Here is an 18,381-nt window from a genome sequence, read left to right as displayed (position 1 = left end):
CCCTCTTGAATTGAAGTTCCAATTGAAGTTCCAGCCGCCGCAGGTTCTCGCCTCCAGCGCCGGCACGCCCTTATTCCCCCTTGGGTTTAATGGCCTCCAGCGCCGGCACGGACTTGCCGAACCGCACCGGTTCCCGCTTCGCCGGGGCCGCCCAGCGAATGGCGTTGGAGATGACGCGCAGCACGTTCGCATCGCGATAAGTCGGGTATAGCTCATGGCCGGGGCGGAAGTAGAAGATCTTGCCTTGTCCCCGATTGAAGCAGCAGCCGCTGCGGAAGACGTTGCCTCCCTCGAACCAGCTCGTGAACACCACCTCGTCAGGGGCCGGAATGTCGAAGAACTCGCCGTACATCTCCTCCCGCTCCAGCTCGAAGCAAGGCCCGATCCCTTCCGCGATCGGATGCCCCGGCGCCGTCACCCAGAGCCTCTCCTTCTCCCCCTCGTCCCGGTAGAGCAACGAGCAGCTCGTGCCCATCAGCTTCTTGAACACTTTCGAATAATGGGCCGAGTGCAGCGCAATCAGCCCCATCCCCTGCAGCACGCGAGCGGCGACGCGTTCGACAACGTCGTCCCGCACCTCTCTGTGGGCCGTATGCCCCCACCAGATGAGGACGTCCGTGTCCGCCAGCGCAGCTTCGTCCAGCCCGTGCTCCGGCTCGTCGAGCGTCGCCGTGCGAATCGCGAAGCTGCCTGTCAATCCTTCGGCGATGGCATGATGCATGCCTCGCGGATAGATCGCTTGAACGTGCGGCTTGTTTGTCTCGTGCCGGAATTCGTTCCATATGGTCACCCGAATCGTCTCGCCCATGACACTTCTCTCCTTTTTTGCCCAACTCGTATGGTCTGTCGTGCTCCCGAAGCCTCAACCCTTGACCGCGCCGATCGTCATCCCTTTGACAAAATACTTCTGCAAGAACGCGAACACGAACATCACCGGAAGCGAGGTCAGCACCATCATTGCGTACATGATCGCATCGGTCGGCACGTCGGACGGATCGACCGGGTTGCCGCTGGGATCGACGCCTCCGTTCTTCATCATCTCGATGTAGGCGGTAATGTTCTTCAGAATGAGCTGAATCGGATACTTCGCCGAATGGTCGATGAACAGAATCGCGTGAATGGTCTCGTTCCAGTAGCCCAGCGTCATCATCAGCGCGAGCGTCGCCAGTGCCGGCTTCGACAGGGGCAGAATAATGCTCCGGTACGTCCGCAGGTCGGAGGCGCCGTCGATCTTCGCCGATTCGATCAGCGCAGGCGGAATTTCTTGGAAGAACACTCTAAGCAGGAAAATCTGGAACGGCGCCGCGAAGGCGGGGACGATGAGCGAGATCAGCATGTTTTTCCAACCCAGGTACTGCACGATGAGAATGTAGAAGGGCACCATGCCGCCGCTGAAGATCATCGTGAAGAAGATATAGAAGGAGATAACGCCGCGGAACGGGAAGTCCCGCCGCGCGAGCGGATACGCGATCAACGAAGTAATGAGCAGGTTCAGCGTCGTTCCGACGACAACGATAATGATCGAATTCTTGTAGCCCGACAGCAGCGTAAACGGTTCCTTCAATATATATTCGTACGCCTCCAGCGAGAAGTGGATGGGCACGATCTGATAGCCGAACGTTTGAATCGCCTGTCCGTCCGTCAGAGAGACCGAGATGGTCAGCACCATCGGCAGCAGGCACATCGCACAGAAGACGATCAGACATATATGCGCCGTCAACTGCATGGAATTCCGTCTCATATGCACGCCTTCTCTCCTGTTAGAATAGTCCGTACTCTTTGTTGAACAGCTTCGCCACGCGGTTCGTGCCGATGATGAGCACGAAGCCTACGGCCGATTGGAAGACGCCGACGGCCGAGCTCATCGCGAAGTCGCCGCTCACGGTCAGCGCCCGGAAGACGTACGTATCCAGCACATCGGTAACGGGATAGAGCAGACTCACATTGCGCGGAACGAAGTAGAACAGCCCGAAGTCCGCCCGCAGAATATGCCCGATCGCCAGAATCGTCAGCATGACCATCATCGGGGCCAGGAAGGGAAGGGAGATATGCCGGATCGACTTCAGCTTGGAAGCCCCGTCGATCTCCGCCGCTTCGAACAGCTCCTTGTCGATGCTCATGAGCGCCGAGTAGTAGATGAGGCTGCTGAAGCCCGTTCCCTTCCAGATTCCGACCAAGGGAAGAATAATAATCCAATACCACGGCTCGGAATAGAAGGAGATCTCTTGACCGGTCATCCGGTGAATTAGCGATGTCAGCATGCCCGTGCCGGGATTGAGCAGCGTCGTCAGCATAAGCCCGACGAGCACCCAAGAGAAGAAGTAGGGGAAGAACATAACGGATTGGTAGGTCTTCAGCATACGCCTGCTTGCCACTTCATAGAGCAGCAGCGCGACGATGACGCCGGCCAGCAGCTCCACGACGATCATCAGGGCGTTCAGCCCGATCGTATTGCGAAGAATCCGCCAGGCATCGACCGATTTGAAGAAGAACTCGAAGTTGCGGAAGCCGTTCCACGGGCTGCCCGCAATCCCCTTCGCCGGCACATAGTCCTTGAAGGCCATAATGATGCCGAACATGGGGAGATAGGAGAAGATAAAGATTTTGATCATCGCAGGAAGAGACATCATCAGAAGATGCCGATGGTCTTTGAATGGCTTAAGCTTCCTGCGCAGACGTTCCGAATTCATGGCCGCAACGCTCCCTTTCCGCCGGATATTGTCGGTTGTCCCGGCCGACGGCTTCAGTATAGGGGGCGTTCGCTCGCGCTGAATACTGTAATATCGTCCAAATTCCCTACAAATATGGCCTTATGCCGTCACTTCGAATCGGCCAGCCGCAGATTGCGGAATTCATTCGGCGTGCTGCCGTTGTATTTCTTGAACAACGTATAGAAGTAATTGATATTCGTGAAGCCGCTGCGCAGCGCCGCCTCTTGGACGGATATCTCGGGATGCTCCAGCAATCGCTTGGACCGGTCGATCCGGTAGCGATTGATCGTCTCGCCGAGCGACTCGCCGGACGCCTTCTTGTACAACGACCTTAAATATTTGGCCGATATGCCGAGCTGGTCGGCGATGAGCTCCGGACTCAGGTTCGCATTGGCGTATTCCCGCTCCAGGAACTGCTGCACATTGTCCAGAATGCCGCTGTAGCGCTCGTACTTCCTGACCGTCTCCCGAGAGCTGGACAGGTACGCGGCAATCGAAGCGCACTGCTCCTGAACGTCCAAGGCAATCTCGTCCACCGTCTCGTAAGCCGCAATCCGGTTGGCGATGGCGATGAACCGATTGTAGTCGAACCCATCCGTCGGCAGCTCGTACTTGCGCACGAAATCCTGCATCTCGATCGCCAGCCGAAGCACGGTCGTCTGCAGCGAGGCGACGGAATAGCCGCGCGTCCCCTCGATAATGCTGCGGCAGCATGTCCGCACGGAATCGTCGCTGCCCGCGAGCAGATACTCGAACAGTTCGGCGACGCTTCGCTCCGGGAACGGATAATCCCGCTTCTTCAGCTCTTTGACGACGGATACGTAAAGCACTGCGCGCGGCCCGTGATAGAGCTTGTATTGAAGCGCCTCCTTGCACTGTTCGATGCTGCCCGGAACATCGGCGATCTCATCCAGCAGATCCCCCAGCGCGGCGGACAGCGACAGGCCCAGATAGTGGGCGGACTTGTCTTGAATCTCCTTGATCAGCCCTTCCATCTTCACCGTAATCTCCTCGTAGTCGCTTCGGTCGGGATTAAACAGAATGCCGATGAAGCCGCCGCCCAGATCGACCGCTTCATGCGTGAAGCGCGTAACGGACAGCTCCCCGATAATATTAATCAGCCCGTAGGACAGCAAGACGCGGTCCTCCGGTGCGTATTTGCCGCAGAATTCATCGTATCGGTCGATCTTGAGCACAACGGTCATGAAGCTGCGGTTCAGCTCGAAGCCGATCCCGTAACGGGCGAACCGCTTGACGAGAACACTGTCCTCCATCGTCCTCGCGGTCAGCATTCGCAGGAACTGCTGCTTTTTCTCATAACCGGCATGCTTCTCCTTGTCGTACTTCTTCTCCATCTCGCTGATCTTGCGGCTGAATCGCCCGTATACGGTTCTGGAATTGAACAAGACGGCCACCACCGACAGAACGGTGACAAGCGCGAAGATGACGAGCGTCGTCAGCAGGAGCTGCTTCAGCTTGCCGGATACCGCTTCATAGGGCGTGAACCGGATATACTTCCAGTCGAGCATCGGGGAGGAGACATAGGTCACGAGGAACTTCTCTCCGCCTAGTGCAGCGACCGCATAGCCCGTATCCTCGCTCTGACGCAGAACGTCCTGAACGGCCGAATTGCCGCTTAGATCGTCCAGGTAGCGATATCGCTCGTTGCCAAGCGTAATCGTGCCGCCGGAATCGACAATGACCGTCTCCTTGCCCGTGCGGGGGTCCATCGCTTCGATCGTATCGGCGAGCCATTCCTGGGAGACGTTCAGAATGATCGCATTGTCAATCATGTTCGAGCTGCCGTCGAACAAGACGAAGGAATAGACGTTGTCGCTGGGGATCGATTCGTCGAGCGCATTCATGTAATGATCCGGCGACGGAATGCTTCGGGGAATCGGCTGCAGATTGCGCAGGCCGACCGGCTCCTGGAGCCTGGTCACCATATCCTGATCGGGGAAGGTGGCAACCGGGAACGCCTTGCCGTCGAAGTACATCTTCTGCGCCTGCTTGTTATAGATATAGATCGAGTTGACGAACGGCATCATGACGTTGTCCACCCCTACCTGCCGCAGCAGAGCCGACGTCTCCAGTTGGCCCAGTTCGTCGTAATTCATCAGCTTCAACGCCGCGGGATTCGAATACAACTGCAGCAGCGTCAGCTTGGCGGCTTCGAACATGAAGTTGGTGCTGTAGCTGATCTGGGACAGCTCCTCCACGGTCGAGGACTGAGCCAGATTGACGGAATGCCGCTCCGCTGTCACATACATGGAGGTAGTAAGCGCGATGTTCGCGGCCAGGACGATAAGGAGGAAGGATAGGAAAATATTCACATGGCTGAGGATAGCCCCTTTTTTCTTGCTGCGGACAATAGTAAACATCGCGCTTCCTCCCCGGCTTATGGTAACGAGAAAATCCAAATCATCGGCCGATGATTTGGATTTTCTCGTTATGCATGGTGCTGCCTTACTGCTTCTGCGCGACGAAGGCGTCAACTTGCTTCTGCTTCTCCTGCAGCACCTTGTCGACCCCGGCCGCCTTGAGCTTGGAGAGGAATTCCGCGTAAATCTTCTCCGTATCCGCTCCGTACATGCCGGTATTGAATGCGGCCTTGTATTCATTGACGATGGCCGACGTGTTGGCGATCTCGGTCTTCACGCTGTCGGGACTGAAGTTGAACCCGTATAGCTTCGACACCTTCGCCGTTTCGTTCAGCTCCTTGGTCTGCGTCCAGACGTCATCCGGCTGAGTGCCGCTGACGAATGAATTGAACTGGTTGCCGAACATCCAGCCCGGCGCCGGACCGTATGTGGAGCCGGATAGCGATTCGATCCGGTTGTCGCCCGTCTTCTCGTAATCGACACCTTCAATGCCCCACACCATCAGGTTGTACAGCTCCTTGTCGGTGTTCAGCAGCTCGATGACCATGAGCGCCCGCTCCGGATGCTTGGACGTGGCCGAGACGGCCGTCATCGTAGCGATTGCGTTCGGCGTCGTCAGAATCGGATCGCCCAGCGGGATAATGTACTGCTCGGCTTTGTACGTCTTCTTGACCGTCTCCTCGATGCCGGGCATCAAGGTGGCCATCGACGAGGCCGCGTATTTGGACGCATCGAAGGTCGGCCGCGTCAGCGCATCCTTGGCGATCAGCCCCTTCATCTGGAATTCGGCATTCGTCAGGATGAATTCCTTGAACTCCGGCGTATCGTACTCGTTGAACACCTTCGGCTGATCCAGGACCGAGCTGGCCACGCCCGGCACATCCGATCCGCCGATCGTCTCCCATTCGTAATACGGGTAGAAGTAACTGAATACGTGGTTCTTCATCTGCGCGTTATATAGCTGATCCGTCGTGTCGGCCGGCTCGCCCGCCTTCACCTTCTCCAGGAACGGCAGCAGATCGGACTGCTTCGTGACGCCTGTCGGATCGAATTGATACTTGTCCGCCAGCGGCTTGGATATGACGAACCCGGATTGACGGGCGAAGATCTGTTGGTTGATGCTGGCGTAGATTTTGCCGTTCACCTTGGCCGCGTTCCAGATCTCCGGCTTGAACTGCGCATAGGTCTGCGGAGCATACTTTGGCAGCAGATCCGTAATGTCCACGAAGGAGCCCTTGGCGGCATTCGCGAAGTAGTCGAAGTAACTCGGCGATGTGAAGGCCAGATCGAACTCCTCCTGGGCATTCACCATAATCGTCATCTTCTGCGTATAGTCGCCGTTGCTCGGAATCTTCACGAATTCGACCGTGGTGTTGATCTTCTCCTTCAGAATCTTGTTCATCGCGTCGTAGACGGCCTCATCGCCGGGCTTCGCCGCACCGTAGAAGTAATACTTCAGCTTAACGGGTTCGAGCGTCTCCTCCTGAGAAGAGGCGGAGCTCTGCGAAGCTGCCGGCGAGCTTGAAGAAGCCCCCGTATCGCCCTTCTGGTTCGAGCCGTTCGAGCCGGCGCTTTGGCAGCCCGTAATCAACATCGCCGACAGCAGGGAGAAGATCGCGGTTAAACGGAAAATCGATTTCATTGTGGCTGCTGACCCCATTTCATCATAATGTTGTCTCATCCTCGGTACAGCGCTTTCACAATGCCGCGACGAAAGCGGCCGCCCTCGGCTTGACGACTCGAATATATAATGGGAGACAGCCGGATGAACACTGCAATATCGTCCGAAATGTCTATAAATACGGCGCCCGTCCTATATTATCCGTTTTTGCAGCCGATTAGGCAATTATAAAGGGCGGAAGGAAGCGAACGATTCGAAGTTGATCTCGTGCACGACGATCCGCGGGTTCAGCGCCGCCACGAAGGCGATGACATCCGCCACGTCGGCCGCCGTCATGAACTTGTCCCGCGGCACCTGCCGCTCGCCCCAGAAGCCGGTGTCGGTCGCCCCGGGATTAATCGTCGTCACGCGAATATGACGTTCGGCCAGTTGCAGCGCCAGCCCTTGGGCCAGCATGTTCACCGCCGCCTTCGCCGTGCAATACAGCGGCGCCCCGCTGTTCGCCCGCTTCGCGGCCATCGAGCCGACATGGACGACCAAGCCGCCGCGCTCCCGATCCGTATGCGGAATGAAGTGCTTGGAGCACAGGAAGCTTCCCTTCACATTGACGTCGATTGTCCGATCGTACGCCTCCTCCGTCATCTCGGCGAGCTGTGCGGGGATGCTGAGTCCCGCAGCGTTCACCAGCACATCCAAGGTGCCGAACGTACGGCCCGCCCACTCGAAGAATGCGCGAACCTCCTCCTCCTTCGTCACATCGACGGTTCGGAAGGCAACGTCCGCTCCCCCGCCCGCCAGCTCCTCCGTCAATTCCCGGAGCGCCGGCTCCCCGCGCGAGCCGAGCGCCAGCCGGGCTCCCTGCGCCGCCAGCACCCGTGCCGCCGCCTGCCCGATGCCGCCGCCGGCTCCAATGATGGCCACCGTCAATTGCCGTTGCTTCGCATTTGTCTTCATATTCGCAACGCCTCCTTATCGCCTTAAGAAGTTTGGAAGATTAGAATCGAATTAAAATTTTGCCGTTGGTCCGGCCTTCCTTCATTGCATGAATGGATGCTTCCAGCTCTTCGACGTCGCAGATGTCCGTGATGAGACGGTCGACGGACAGCTTCGTGTCCGCAGCCATTCGGCCCAGCAGCTCCACGGTCTGCCGGAAGTCGTCGAACGTGTAGACGCGGCTGCCGATGAAGACCAGCTCCTTGAAGATGCCCTGCAGCACGTTCACTTGCGGCACCGCGCCGGGAAAGCCGACGAACACGATCTTGCCGCGGATGCGGCATGCTTGCGTCGCGAACAGCAGCCCGGCCTGCGAGCCGGACACCTCGATGACGATGTCGAAGCCTTCCCCGCCGGTCAGTTCGTCGGTGCGCGCCGCCGCATCCTCCGCCGCCGGATTGATCGTCTGCGCGAAGCCGAACGATTGCGCCTGCGCAATTCGCGCCGGGTTAATCTCCGAGAACGCCACCATCGACGCTCCCCGCTCGCGTGCGACGAGACCTGCGATCAAGCCGATCGGTCCGCCGCCGATGACGAGCACGCGGTCGCCCCGCTCCACGCCGGCCCGGCGATTGACGTGGTAGCCGACGGCGAACGGCTCGGCCAGCGCCGCAATCGTATCGGGCAGGCTGTCGTCCACGCGAATCGCCTTGTCCAGCGATGCCGTCACATATTCGGCGAAGCCGCCGTTCGCATGAATGCCGAGCAGCCCCAGGCGGCGGCATACGTGCGGGTTCCCCTCGCGGCACGCCTCGCATTCGCCGCAGCTGAGCAGCGGCTCGACGACCACCCGGTCCCCCTCCCGCAGCTCCGTATGCCGCCGCGTATTGATCCGCTCGATCGTGCCGACGAACTCGTGCCCGGGAATCAGCGGCGCCTTGGCCGTCGGATGATGGCCTTCGTAAATATGCAGATCGGTGCCGCATATGCCGGTATACTTCACCTTGATCAATACTTCGTCGTCCTTCGGAACCGGAATCGGGACGTCCCGGATCAAGATAGCTCCCCACTTCTCCATGACCGCCGCTCTCATTAGAAATACCCGCCCTTCTTAATGACTTCCGTCGGAGTCAACCCATCCAGCACCATCTGCTTGATCGCCTTCTCGTTCTCCTTGATATGCTCGGCCTTCAGCAGAACCTCGTACGCCATCGCGCGCGGAACAACGATCACGCCGTCGATGTCGCCGAAGACGACGTCGCCGGGATAGATGAAGACGCCGCCGATCTGAATGGGCATCTGCCAGCCGATCATCCGGAAGCGGCCCAGCATCCCGTTCGACGTCCGATACTTGCAGAAGACGGGGAAGTCCTGCTCCAGCACCTTATTCGTATCCCGCACCCCGCCGTCGACGATCGCGCCGCGGCAGCCGCGCCGCTGCGAAGCCATCGTCATCACCTCGCCCCACTGCGCCGATTCGTCGTCGCCGCTCGTATCCCACACGACAACGCTTCCCGGCCCGATCTCCTCCAGCATGCGGGCCCGCTGCTCCATCTCGCTCTCCAGCGTCAGATTCTTCGATCCTTTGACGGTGAAGGCGATGCCGCATACCTTCATCTCGTCCTTCAGCGGCAGGATGCCTGCCGGCAGCACCTGATAGAGCAGCCCCCGCTCGCGCAGCACATCGTTGACCGCCGCCGTGAATGTCTGCTCGAACCGGTCGCACAGCTCCCGCTCCGTTATCGGAAGCGGAGCGAGCGCTTTGGTTCCCCGCTCCGCCTTCAACTGTTCCAGATCCATTTGTGTATCCTCCATTCGAATTTTTGTGCACAGAATGCTTGGCTCTTCCTGTATAATGATGCCAGACGACGGAAAGGAGCGATTCGCTTGCCCGATCATCCCGCGCTGCCCGATTACGACTTCGACATCTCCGACATCGATCACATGACCGATCGGGAGGCGAGTCCGACCTGGAAATTAAACGATGTCTCTTACCCGAACCGCTACGTGCTCGCCTACTGCCGAGAGGGAGAAGCGGTCTACCATATTGGCGGCAAACGGCTTCCGGTCGGGAAGGGGGATCTGCTCTTCCTGCCGAAGGGATTGGTCCGTTCCGCTTACGCGGACCCGGACAAGCCCTGGTCGTTCTGCTCGGTCTCGTTCGATATTCGCTTCCGCAATGAAGAGACGAGCGGCCTCTTCGAGCGATTCGACCCGGTCATTCGCAGCCCTCACCTGTACCGCATGCCCGCGCTGTTCTCCGAGCTTCTGCAGATCTGGACCGGCAAGCGAAGCGGCTTCACGGTCAAATGCAAAAGCATCCTGATGGACATTCTCTATATCTTGATCAAGGAGCGGGATCGCGCCAGCTACGGCACGGCTCATTACAACGCCATCGAACGAACGGCCGATCTGATCCTGACGAATTGCAAGCGGCACTTCTCGATTGACGATCTGGCTGCCTACGCGAGCCTCAGCCCATCGCATTTCCGCCTGCTGTTCAAGCAGATTACGGGGATGACCGCCGTGCAATACCAGAACCACATCCGCATCAGCAAGGCGAAGGATCTGCTCGTCAGCGGCGAATGCAACGTGACCGAAGCGGCGCTGGCGGTCGGCTTCCAGGACATTTATTATTTCAGCCGCCTCTTCAAGAAGCTGACGGGCGAGTCGCCCTCCCATTACGCGAAGGGATAGCGGTCCTCCCCGTCGATCCGGTACGACTTGCCGGCCTCCCGGTCATGCACGATCAGCGCCTCGCGGTCCGCAAGCTCGAGCGAGTATCCGCCCGTCTTGGCCGGCGGCTCGACATAGAAGTGCCGTTCGCCGAGCGGAACGATGTGCCAGCTCCTCACGGCGTCCGTATCGTCCAGCGCCGCCGCATAAACTATCGTATGGCTGGGCTGGAACTGCTCGCTCGCATAGCGGATCGCCTGACCGCTCTCCGCCAAGCGCTGTTCCGAAGAAGCATACACTTGGAAAAACTTCATGCCGGCGCCGCCGCGCCTTAACACCAGCTTGTGCTCGGCCGCAACCTTCACCTGCATCCCGTTGTCGCCGTTATGAAGCATAAACACGCTCTCCGCCTTGACCGGTCGCTCGGCCTCGATGCGATCGACGATGAACAGCGCATGCGGCGACGCGGCAATCCAGGTCCGCTCCGCACGCTTGATCGGACCGTCATACCGCTTCGCCGCATCGGAGCGAATCACTTGAATGCCGCCCATCTGCCGCACGATCCGGCTGACGGCTTGCGGCGGCCGCTTGCGCCCGCGGCCGTCCTCTGCCTCCTCCAGGAAGCTCCACGCCCCGCGGTCCGGGTCCGGACCGACGAAGAAGCGCTCCTGCCGATGGACAAGCGAGAATCCGCACCTCTCATCCGTCACTAACTCCATCACGCGTCCCTCGGCAGACCGTAAATGCCGTTGCGGTACGCCTCCACCAACGCGAGCATCAGCGGTCCGAAGCTGTGAGGCTCGTCGCGTCGAGGCAGACGGAGGGTGACGTAAGCCTTGACCGTCCCCTTCTCCTCGCCTTCGCCCGGACAGAGACAGCCGGGACAGCTTAATTCCGTCGAGTAGTCTTGGTTGATGCACAGCGTGTTCAACCCGTCGATTCCCTTGCGGAAGGCCGGCTCGTATGCGGCCCTATCGAGCAGTCCGGTCCGCAGGCCGACGCCCATCCCGTACAGAATAAGCCCGGTGCCGGAAGACTCCTCGTAGGAGTGGTCGAACGGAATCTCCTGTCTCCACAGCCCTCGTTCCGACTGATGAGGCAGCAGCGCCGCCGACAGCGCCTTGAAGTATCGCTCCGCCGTCGCCCGGTGCTTGGACTGCTGCGGCAGCCGCAGCACCAGCTCGGTGAGCGGCAGATAACACCAGCCGTTGCCCCTGCCCCAGTGATCCTCCGAATACAGTCCCGGTCCGCGGAAGTTCTTGCATTGATGCAGCAGTCCGTTGCTCCGATCGACAAATTCCTCGTACATCAGGAACGTCTGCCGCGCCGCTTCGTCGAGATAGCGCTCCTCGCCCAGCGCAAGACCCGCATACAGCAAGTACGGCGTCACCGCCATCGCCACGTCGATCCAGATCTTCTCCGTCTCCGGCTCGTACCGGTAGGACATAATGCCGCGTCTATCGCGAGGCGCCGTCAGCATCTCCTCGGCGTATTCCCTGACCTGCTCCTCCGCCTCCGGCATCCAGCCCTTCAGCAACGCATACGCCTTGGGAATGCCGCCGATCGCATAGCTGGGAAAATTGTAACGCGGGTGCTCGATCCGGTCGGGGAAGCGGGACAGAATCCTTCTCCCCTTCTCCAGCAGCACTTCGTCTTGCTTCTCTTCCGCGGTCTGCAGCAGCCCGAAGATGGCGAGCAGCCCGTGATAATGCTTCACTTCTTCACTGTGCTCGAGATGCTCGTACAGCTTTTGCGCCATATAGAGCGGGTTCATCGGCGTTAGCCTCCAGTCTGTTCGAATTTGCAAGATTCGCTTTGGCAGACGGCTTGTGCTGCCTCGCTCCTCACCATCATTGTATTGACTGTTCAAGGCTCGCTACATGAAGGAAACAATGATTGTTTATCCGATTCGCCGGATTCCGCAGATTAAGCGTTTTGTGCAAATGATGGTCGTATCCTGAATGGCGAACCGGGCCCGGCAGCCGCTATACTGACTATGACATTTCATCTTATATGCGGATGCGGGGGGAGCGTTTATGCAATCGGAGAATAGGCAATCGGAGAATGCGCAATCGGTTAAACAGCACTTCAGCGTCGCCGGACTTCCGGAAGCGCCGTATCTGAAGCCGTATCCCGTCAAGGACCGGTGGTGCGTGCACAGCTATTACACCGTCAGTCCGTATGCGCCGGACGGCTCCGGCAGAATGCTGGTCGCGGGAGGGGATCTTGCGAATGGGCTTGGCGAGGTGATCGTCTTGGATGCGGACGGGTCGGTCCTTGACCGGTTCGGCAGCACGACGCTTCATTCCGGCTTCTTCCACACGGGGTTGTGGCAGACATGGAGCCCGGATGGAAGGTATGTCTACTACCAGGCCGGCACGCTGAATCGCCCGCTTATCATGCGCCGCGACTTGCTCGCAGGAGACGAGCTTGCGCTCGAGGGCGACATGGAAGGCGCGCCTCCCTATGGGGAGCCGCTCGTATCCGGACTGATGGGCATGCTGTATGCGGCAGGATATGGCTACAACCGCTTCCAGCCGGAACTGGCGCCTGTGCCGTTCCAGCGACGGGACGAGCACGGCCTGTTCCGCTATAGCTTCGAGCCGAGTCGTACTGCGCTGGCGCTAAGCGTTGCCGACGTGCTCGCGCGTCATCCGGCTCGGGAACGCATTCTGGCGAGCGACCGCGAGCTGAAGCAGCGTCTTGGCAGCGAGGACGGGCTGACGCTGATGTGCTATTGCGTGCGCTGGAGTCCGGACGGCAGCCGGCTGCTGTTCTACTTCGGCAATCACTGCGTTCACGGCAGCCGTGAGGAGCCTAAACTCTCGTACATTTTCACCGCAGACCGTGAGCTTCGCGACCTGCACCTGGCCGTCGATCTGAGCTACGGCCGGCCCGGCGTCCATTGGTCCTGGCACCCCGACGGCGAGCATCTGGTCGGCTACGGTCCGGACCCGGGCGATTCATCGCGCATGTGCCTCGCACAAGTGCGCTATGACGGAAGCGGCTACCGCAAGCTCAGCGAGCATCACAGCGGCGGACACCCGAGCATCTCCCCCGCCGATCCCCATCTTCTCGTGACCGACGAGGGCAGCATTCCGGGCGCGGTGCTGTTCATCGATATCCGTACGGACGAGGTCGTCCGCCGCATCCTGCTGCCGCGCGTGTTCGGCAAGGAGGAGCCGCGCGGGCGGAACCGGCAACGCGTCTGCCACCATCCCGTCTTCTCTTCGGACGGACGCAAGGTGATCGTCAACACGCTTCCGGGCGAACACGCCACCGTGTGCGAGATCGATGTGGCCGGAGCGCTGGCATGAGCTGGTGGACGTTGCTGGACGGCGGATACAGCATGCCGGCGCAGAAGACATGGGGACAGCGGCTATCTTCCCGCGTCGGGCGCTGGCTCGCTTCCCGGCATCCGATGACGGACATTCATCCGACTTGTCTGATCAGCCCGGAAGCGCGGATTCACCCGCGCGACGGCTTTATTGGAATCGGCGAACGCTCGACGGTCGCCCTCGGCGTCCTGCTGCAGGGCAACGTCACGATCGGCCGCAACTGCTCGATTCAAGCCTATTCGAACATTGTCGGCTACGGCTCGAAGCAGCAGCCCGCCGGTCTGATTACGATCGGCGACGATGTACGGATCGCCTCTCACGCGATCATCATCGCCGGCAACCATCGTTTCGCGGACCCGGATCGGCCGATCCGCACGCAAGGCCTCGACCTGGCGCCGATTACAATCGAGAATGACGTATGGATAGCAGGGCGGGTGAACATCATGGCCGGCGTCACGATCGGACGCGGCTCCGTCATCGGCGGCGGCTCCGTCGTGACGAAGGACATTCCGCCGTACAGCCTCGCGGTGGGGGTTCCCGCGCGGGTTATCGCCTCTCGCCGCCAGTCCTAGCCACCGGCTTAGCCAGTGGCTTGCATCCGGCGTTTATTCGTGCATGACTGGCTGCGAGTTGTTGCTGCTCACTCGTCTGCGGAATTCGCCTGGCGTCATGCCGCAATGCTGCTTGAATAGCCGATTATAAAATTTCATATCCTGATAGCCGACAGCGGCCGCGATGGAACTGATATTCAGATTCGTCTCGCTTAACAGCCGTCGGCTTTGTTTGATTCGGGAGACTTGAATGTATTCGGTAAGCGTCATGCCCGCTGCGGCTTTGATCAGTCGCTGCAAATGACGCACGCTGATGCCTATGTCGGAGGCGAGCTCATCCGCCGGGTAAAGTGTCGCGACATCCCGGTCGATACGAGCGAGCCACTCCCGAAGACGATTGTCGAAGGAAGCTTTGTTGACGGAAGGGGAGGCCAGGCTTCTCCGATAAACAAGCACGAGCAAGTCCACCAATCCGGCTTGCAGACAGGCGGAATAGCCGGTCATTCGCTGAGTATACTCGAGATGCATGCGCAGCATGATTCGCTCTGCTTCACCGTTCGCATCTTGCAGCGACAGACGGCGGCATTGCTGCCCAAGCTCATCGAAGAAGACGAGAATGCCTGGCTCAAACGGATGCTTGGCCATCAATTCATTCAGGTAGGCTGTAGTGAAAATGCAATTGTACACGACCAGGCGATTGCCGGGTGAGGACGACCTCGGTCTGAACACATGGGACATCCCAATCGGGATATAGAACAGATCGCCTTTGGACACCTTGAAATGAATGTCATCGATGTAATGTTCTCCTCCTCCCTCCGTCACCATGCAAATCTCGATAAAGTCATGAGCATGCTTCTGCAGCTTGAAGGACTCGGCCACCCGGTTCATATACAGCGGGAGCTCCTTGGTGAAGAACATATCGCCTCTTGTAATGGAAATCGGATGCAGAATGGACAAGATGCTTCGCTCCTTATCAAGATCCGAACTGAATAAGCTCTGTCTTCGAGCATAGTAGAACTCAACTGATTCTGCAATGCTCTTAGTCCGAATCCCCCCTTACAACTGTCTGATTTCCCCCTCAATTTCAGTGTTTTCCCATAGTAGAATAGGGGCAGACATACTACTGCAAGGGGATGAGACGATGTTGAAGGAGCGGGAAATGAATTGGCAGGCAAGCTGGATATGGAGCGGCATGGAGAAGAGTCCGCGTAATGAGTGGAGATGCTTCAAGCATTCGTTCGAGCTTCGTAACGGTGGAATAAAAGAAGCGAAGATTGCGATCACGGCGGATTCGCGGTATGTACTCCATGTGAATGGCAAGCAGTGCGGCAGGGGGCCTATCCGGTCATGGCCGGCTGAACAGAGCTATAACATCCATAACGTGGCGCATCTGCTTCAAGAAGGCGAGAATACGATTGCAGTGTTGGTCATGCATTATGGGGTATCGACGTTTCAATACTTGTTGAGCCAAGGCGGACTCCTCGCACAGTTGGATGTGGAGATGGCCAGCGGACAGATATTGACGATTGGAACGGACGAGCGCTGGCTGACGGCGAAGCATGCCGGCTATGACACGAGAAGCCAACGTATGTCCACGCAGCTTGGATTCTCCGAAAGCGTTGATGCCAGAGCCTGGGATGAGAACTGGAAGAGGGGGACATGCGCATCCGGTTCCGATCAATGGGTGCGGGCAATCACTGTCGGCAAGCCTGGCGACGAGCCCTGGCCGTCTCTGCTTGGAAGTCCGATTCTCCCGCTGACGGAGGAACCGGTCTGGCCGGTACGTATAGAATCGCTGAAGGAGACCACGCCTGTCTCCTTCACAACTGCCATCGATATTCGGAACGCGATGGATCCGGGCAGCGTCGGTCATGCCAATCCCGTCTCGTTCGTCGGTTATGTTGCTGTCGTGATACGGGCCAGTGAAGAGACCGAAGCGACGTTGGGCATTCTCAGCCGCTTCCATGCGCTTAGGGGGATTTCGCTGGGCGGCGAATACCGGGCTGCGTCGGATATGGAGGGGGAGCAGCCGGAGCGGTATGCCCGGCTTCGCCTGAATCAAGGGGATAACCTTCTGTGGCTGGATTTCGCAGGTTCAGATCATGGAACAGGGCTGCACTTCGGTATCGATTGTGAAGTCGCGTTTGAACTCGTCTCTCCTCCGTTCGCGAACAATGCAGAAGAAGATTCGTCACCATTCGTGCTGATCGGCCCCTTCACGACGCATGAATCGATAGATCATCGGGATGAGGTCCATCCGCTCTCGGGGTATGAAGGCTTCGGCGGAAGCAAGGCATTAGATGAAGATGCATTCGAACATTTCGATGTCTACAAGAGCTTCCGCAGCGTTCGGGAGGTTGCCGGGCTAAGCCGTTTCGCAGCATTGGCGAAGCCTATTCCCAATTCGCTGGTCTCGCGCGCTTCCATGTTCGCAAGAAGCATCTGGAAGCGGGAGGAAAGAAGCCTGCTCATTCCCATGAACCTGCAATCGGCATGCATGGCAAACTCCGAGCCGGCAGTAATCATTTCGCGCACAGGAAGCGAGACGGAACTGATCTTGGATTTTGGCAAGATGTGGTCGGGCTATCTGCGCTTCGAGGTGGATGCGCCTGCGGGAACGATGCTTGATTTCTACGGATATGAATATATGAAGGACGGCTGGCGTCAAGATACCTACATTCTGGACAATACGCTGCGTTATGTCTGCAAGGAAGGCAGGCAAACCTATGAGTCTCCTGTCCGACGCGGTCTTCGTTATCTGATGGTCACAGTGAGTAATACGACGCGCCCAGTGAAGCTGTACGGCGTTCAACTCCTGCAAAGCAACTACCCCGTAGCGGAAATCGGCCGCTTCCACAGCTCGGACACGCTGCTGAACGATATTTGGGAAATCAGCAAGCATACGACCCGCCTGTGCATGGAGGACACCTTCGTCGATTGCCCTGCCTACGAGCAGGCGTTCTGGGTCGGCGACAGCCGCAATGAGGCGTTGGTCAACTATTATTTGTTCGGGGAGACCGACATGGTGAAGCATTGCCTCGAACTGGTGCCGGGATCGCGCTTCCAGACGCCGCTTTATACCGATCAGGTGCCGAGCGGCTGGAGCAGCGTTATTCCGAACTGGACCTTCTTCTGGGCCATCGCCTGCCTGGAGGTTGTCGAACATACAGCCGATACAACGTTCGCTAAGGAGATCTGGCCGAAGGTTCGTTTCACACTGGAGCATTATCTGGATAGACTGGATGATCGCGGTCTCCTGTTCATTAGAGGCTGGAATCTTCTCGATTGGGCGCCGATCGATCAACCTCGCAACGGCGTTGTCACGCATCAGAATGCAATCCTTGCGAGAACGTTGAAGGCAGCCGCGAAGTTGGCCGAAGCGGCGGGCGAAGCTTCGCAGGGCATCCGGTTCGAGGAAGCGTCCGAGCGGCTTGCTGCAGCAATCAACGAGCATCTCTGGTGCGAAGAGCGTCAAGCGTATATCGACTGCCTCCACGCGGAAGGGCGAAGATCCGATACGATCAGTATTCAGACGCAGATCATCGCTTTCCTCAATGGCATCGCGGAAGGCGATCGCAAGAGCCGAATTGCCAATTACCTCGCTCAAGTGCCGGACGATTTCGTGCAGATCGGCAGCCCGTTTATGGCGTTCTTCTACTATGAGGCGCTAGAAGAACTGGGCCGATTCGATCTGATGCTGGACGATATGCGCGAGAACTTCGGTCAGATGATCGAGCATGAGGCGACGACATGCTGGGAGATGTACCCGGATTACGCCGACAATCGGCCGAATCCGAAGATGCTGACTCGCAGCCATTGCCATGCCTGGTCGGCTGCTCCGGGTTATTTCCTGGGCGCATGCGTGCTTGGTGTGCGCAAGGCTTCCGTCGGCTGGAGGAAGGTACGGGTCGCGCCGCAGCCTGCAAACTTGAAGTGGGCTCGGGGGGCAGTGCCGCTGCCCGATGGAGGCAGAATCGACGTGGCATGGCGCTTGAAGGAAGAAAGCGGCGGTCGCAGATTCGAACTGGAGGTGCACGCGCCTGAGTCGATTGTGGTGGAGATGGTCGCTCCGAAGGGGTATGAAGCAGATGCGCTCCTGAGAAGGCTATAATAGGTTCGCCAAGAGCGGCTGGGACCAAGACTGCTTCCGATAGCCAAACCGGCTAGAAG

15 protein-coding genes are annotated in these 18,381 nt (G+C 58.6%); 4 read left to right on the top strand and 11 right to left on the bottom strand.

Annotated features, from left to right (window positions below):
* Window positions 1-70: 70 nt before the first annotated feature.
* The 8 genes from E6C55_RS12960 to E6C55_RS12925 all read right to left on the bottom strand — a co-directional run bounded on the left by E6C55_RS12960 (window position 71) and on the right by E6C55_RS12925 (window position 9,446).
* A complete protein-coding gene (locus E6C55_RS12960) occupies window positions 71-808 on the bottom strand; it encodes a ThuA domain-containing protein (RefSeq protein ID WP_136370224.1) in 738 nt (245 codons plus the stop codon).
* Window positions 809-862: 54 nt separating this feature from the next.
* On the bottom strand, window positions 863-1,741 hold the full coding sequence (locus E6C55_RS12955; protein ID WP_136370223.1) for a carbohydrate ABC transporter permease: 879 nt from the start codon (window positions 1,739-1,741) through the stop codon (window positions 863-865).
* A 19-nt stretch (window positions 1,742-1,760) separates the two neighbouring features.
* Complete coding sequence (locus tag E6C55_RS12950; protein WP_136370222.1) at window positions 1,761-2,690, bottom strand: ABC transporter permease; 930 nt, start codon at window positions 2,688-2,690, stop codon at window positions 1,761-1,763.
* Between the two features lie 128 nt (window positions 2,691-2,818).
* The gene (locus E6C55_RS12945; RefSeq protein WP_136370221.1) at window positions 2,819-5,092 is read right to left on the bottom strand and encodes an AraC family transcriptional regulator; all 2,274 of its coding nucleotides are present in this window, start codon (window positions 5,090-5,092) and stop codon (window positions 2,819-2,821) included.
* Window positions 5,093-5,177: 85 nt separating this feature from the next.
* Window positions 5,178-6,734 carry an ABC transporter substrate-binding protein gene (locus E6C55_RS12940; RefSeq protein WP_168735615.1) on the bottom strand — a complete coding sequence of 519 codons (1,557 nt, stop codon included), beginning with the start codon at window positions 6,732-6,734 and terminating at the stop codon, window positions 5,178-5,180.
* 204 nt (window positions 6,735-6,938) lie between these two features.
* Window positions 6,939-7,667 (bottom strand): SDR family NAD(P)-dependent oxidoreductase, encoded by a 729-nt coding sequence (locus tag E6C55_RS12935; protein ID WP_136370219.1) that lies wholly within the window; start codon window positions 7,665-7,667, stop codon window positions 6,939-6,941.
* 40 nt (window positions 7,668-7,707) lie between these two features.
* Window positions 7,708-8,739, bottom strand: a complete 1,032-nt coding sequence (locus E6C55_RS12930; protein ID WP_136370218.1) for a zinc-dependent alcohol dehydrogenase — start codon at window positions 8,737-8,739, stop codon at window positions 7,708-7,710.
* Complete coding sequence (locus tag E6C55_RS12925; RefSeq protein ID WP_136370217.1) at window positions 8,739-9,446, bottom strand: RraA family protein; 708 nt, start codon at window positions 9,444-9,446, stop codon at window positions 8,739-8,741. Before E6C55_RS12925 ends, E6C55_RS12930 begins: the two co-directional genes overlap by 1 nt.
* Window positions 9,447-9,533: 87 nt before the next feature.
* Here E6C55_RS12925 and E6C55_RS12920 point away from each other — a divergent pair, with 87 nt between their 5' ends.
* On the top strand, window positions 9,534-10,343 hold the full coding sequence (locus E6C55_RS12920; protein WP_136370216.1) for an AraC family transcriptional regulator: 810 nt from the start codon (window positions 9,534-9,536) through the stop codon (window positions 10,341-10,343).
* Here the strand turns inward: E6C55_RS12920 and E6C55_RS12915 are convergent.
* Both E6C55_RS12915 and E6C55_RS12910 read right to left on the bottom strand, forming a co-directional pair.
* Complete coding sequence (locus tag E6C55_RS12915; protein WP_136370215.1) at window positions 10,328-11,041, bottom strand: hypothetical protein; 714 nt, start codon at window positions 11,039-11,041, stop codon at window positions 10,328-10,330. The two genes, E6C55_RS12920 and E6C55_RS12915, sit on opposite strands and share 16 nt — an antisense overlap.
* Window positions 11,041-12,096: a glycoside hydrolase family 88 protein gene (locus E6C55_RS12910; protein ID WP_136370214.1), complete on the bottom strand. Its 1,056-nt coding sequence runs from the start codon at window positions 12,094-12,096 to the stop codon at window positions 11,041-11,043. Before E6C55_RS12910 ends, E6C55_RS12915 begins: the two co-directional genes overlap by 1 nt.
* A 262-nt stretch (window positions 12,097-12,358) precedes the next feature.
* Here E6C55_RS12910 and E6C55_RS12905 point away from each other — a divergent pair, with 262 nt between their 5' ends.
* Window positions 12,359-13,639 (top strand): TolB-like translocation protein, encoded by a 1,281-nt coding sequence (locus tag E6C55_RS12905; protein ID WP_136370213.1) that lies wholly within the window; start codon window positions 12,359-12,361, stop codon window positions 13,637-13,639.
* Window positions 13,636-14,232, top strand: coding sequence for an acyltransferase (locus E6C55_RS35210; RefSeq protein WP_136370212.1), 597 nt, complete (start codon window positions 13,636-13,638; stop codon window positions 14,230-14,232). Before E6C55_RS12905 ends, E6C55_RS35210 begins: the two co-directional genes overlap by 4 nt.
* Before the next feature lie 33 nt (window positions 14,233-14,265).
* Here the strand turns inward: E6C55_RS35210 and E6C55_RS12895 are convergent, their stop codons facing one another.
* The gene (locus tag E6C55_RS12895; RefSeq protein WP_136370211.1) at window positions 14,266-15,168 is read right to left on the bottom strand and encodes an AraC family transcriptional regulator; all 903 of its coding nucleotides are present in this window, start codon (window positions 15,166-15,168) and stop codon (window positions 14,266-14,268) included.
* A gap of 184 nt (window positions 15,169-15,352) precedes the next feature.
* Between E6C55_RS12895 and E6C55_RS12890 the strand changes: the two genes are divergently transcribed.
* On the top strand, window positions 15,353-18,322 hold the full coding sequence (locus E6C55_RS12890) for a family 78 glycoside hydrolase catalytic domain (protein WP_211093574.1): 2,970 nt from the start codon (window positions 15,353-15,355) through the stop codon (window positions 18,320-18,322).
* Window positions 18,323-18,381: the final 59 nt, after the last annotated feature.

This window comes from Cohnella fermenti (genome assembly GCF_004801405.1).
Taxonomy (GTDB): Bacteria; Bacillota; Bacilli; order Paenibacillales; family Paenibacillaceae; genus Cohnella; species Cohnella fermenti.
The sequence above is the reverse complement of the archived record's forward strand: the minus strand, read 5'-3'. Positions and strand labels throughout refer to the sequence as shown.

Excerpts from the sequence above, each read along its gene's own strand:
- E6C55_RS12960 (WP_136370224.1), bottom strand. The coding sequence starts at position 808 with ATGGGCGAGACGATTCGGGTGACCATATGGAACGAATTCCGGCACGAG.
- E6C55_RS12955 (WP_136370223.1), bottom strand. The coding sequence starts at position 1,741 with ATGAGACGGAATTCCATGCAGTTGACGGCGCATATATGTCTGATCGTC.
- E6C55_RS12950 (WP_136370222.1), bottom strand. The coding sequence starts at position 2,690 with ATGAATTCGGAACGTCTGCGCAGGAAGCTTAAGCCATTCAAAGACCAT.
- E6C55_RS12945 (WP_136370221.1), bottom strand. The coding sequence starts at position 5,092 with ATGTTTACTATTGTCCGCAGCAAGAAAAAAGGGGCTATCCTCAGCCAT.
- E6C55_RS12940 (WP_168735615.1), bottom strand. The coding sequence starts at position 6,734 with ATGAAATCGATTTTCCGTTTAACCGCGATCTTCTCCCTGCTGTCGGCG.
- E6C55_RS12935 (WP_136370219.1), bottom strand. The coding sequence starts at position 7,667 with ATGAAGACAAATGCGAAGCAACGGCAATTGACGGTGGCCATCATTGGA.
- E6C55_RS12930 (WP_136370218.1), bottom strand. The coding sequence starts at position 8,739 with ATGAGAGCGGCGGTCATGGAGAAGTGGGGAGCTATCTTGATCCGGGAC.
- E6C55_RS12925 (WP_136370217.1), bottom strand. The coding sequence starts at position 9,446 with ATGGATCTGGAACAGTTGAAGGCGGAGCGGGGAACCAAAGCGCTCGCT.
- E6C55_RS12915 (WP_136370215.1), bottom strand. The coding sequence starts at position 11,041 with ATGGAGTTAGTGACGGATGAGAGGTGCGGATTCTCGCTTGTCCATCGG.
- E6C55_RS12910 (WP_136370214.1), bottom strand. The coding sequence starts at position 12,096 with ATGAACCCGCTCTATATGGCGCAAAAGCTGTACGAGCATCTCGAGCAC.
- E6C55_RS12905 (WP_136370213.1), top strand. The coding sequence starts at position 12,359 with ATGCAATCGGAGAATAGGCAATCGGAGAATGCGCAATCGGTTAAACAG.
- E6C55_RS35210 (WP_136370212.1), top strand. The coding sequence starts at position 13,636 with ATGAGCTGGTGGACGTTGCTGGACGGCGGATACAGCATGCCGGCGCAG.
- E6C55_RS12890 (WP_211093574.1), top strand. The coding sequence starts at position 15,353 with ATGTTGAAGGAGCGGGAAATGAATTGGCAGGCAAGCTGGATATGGAGC.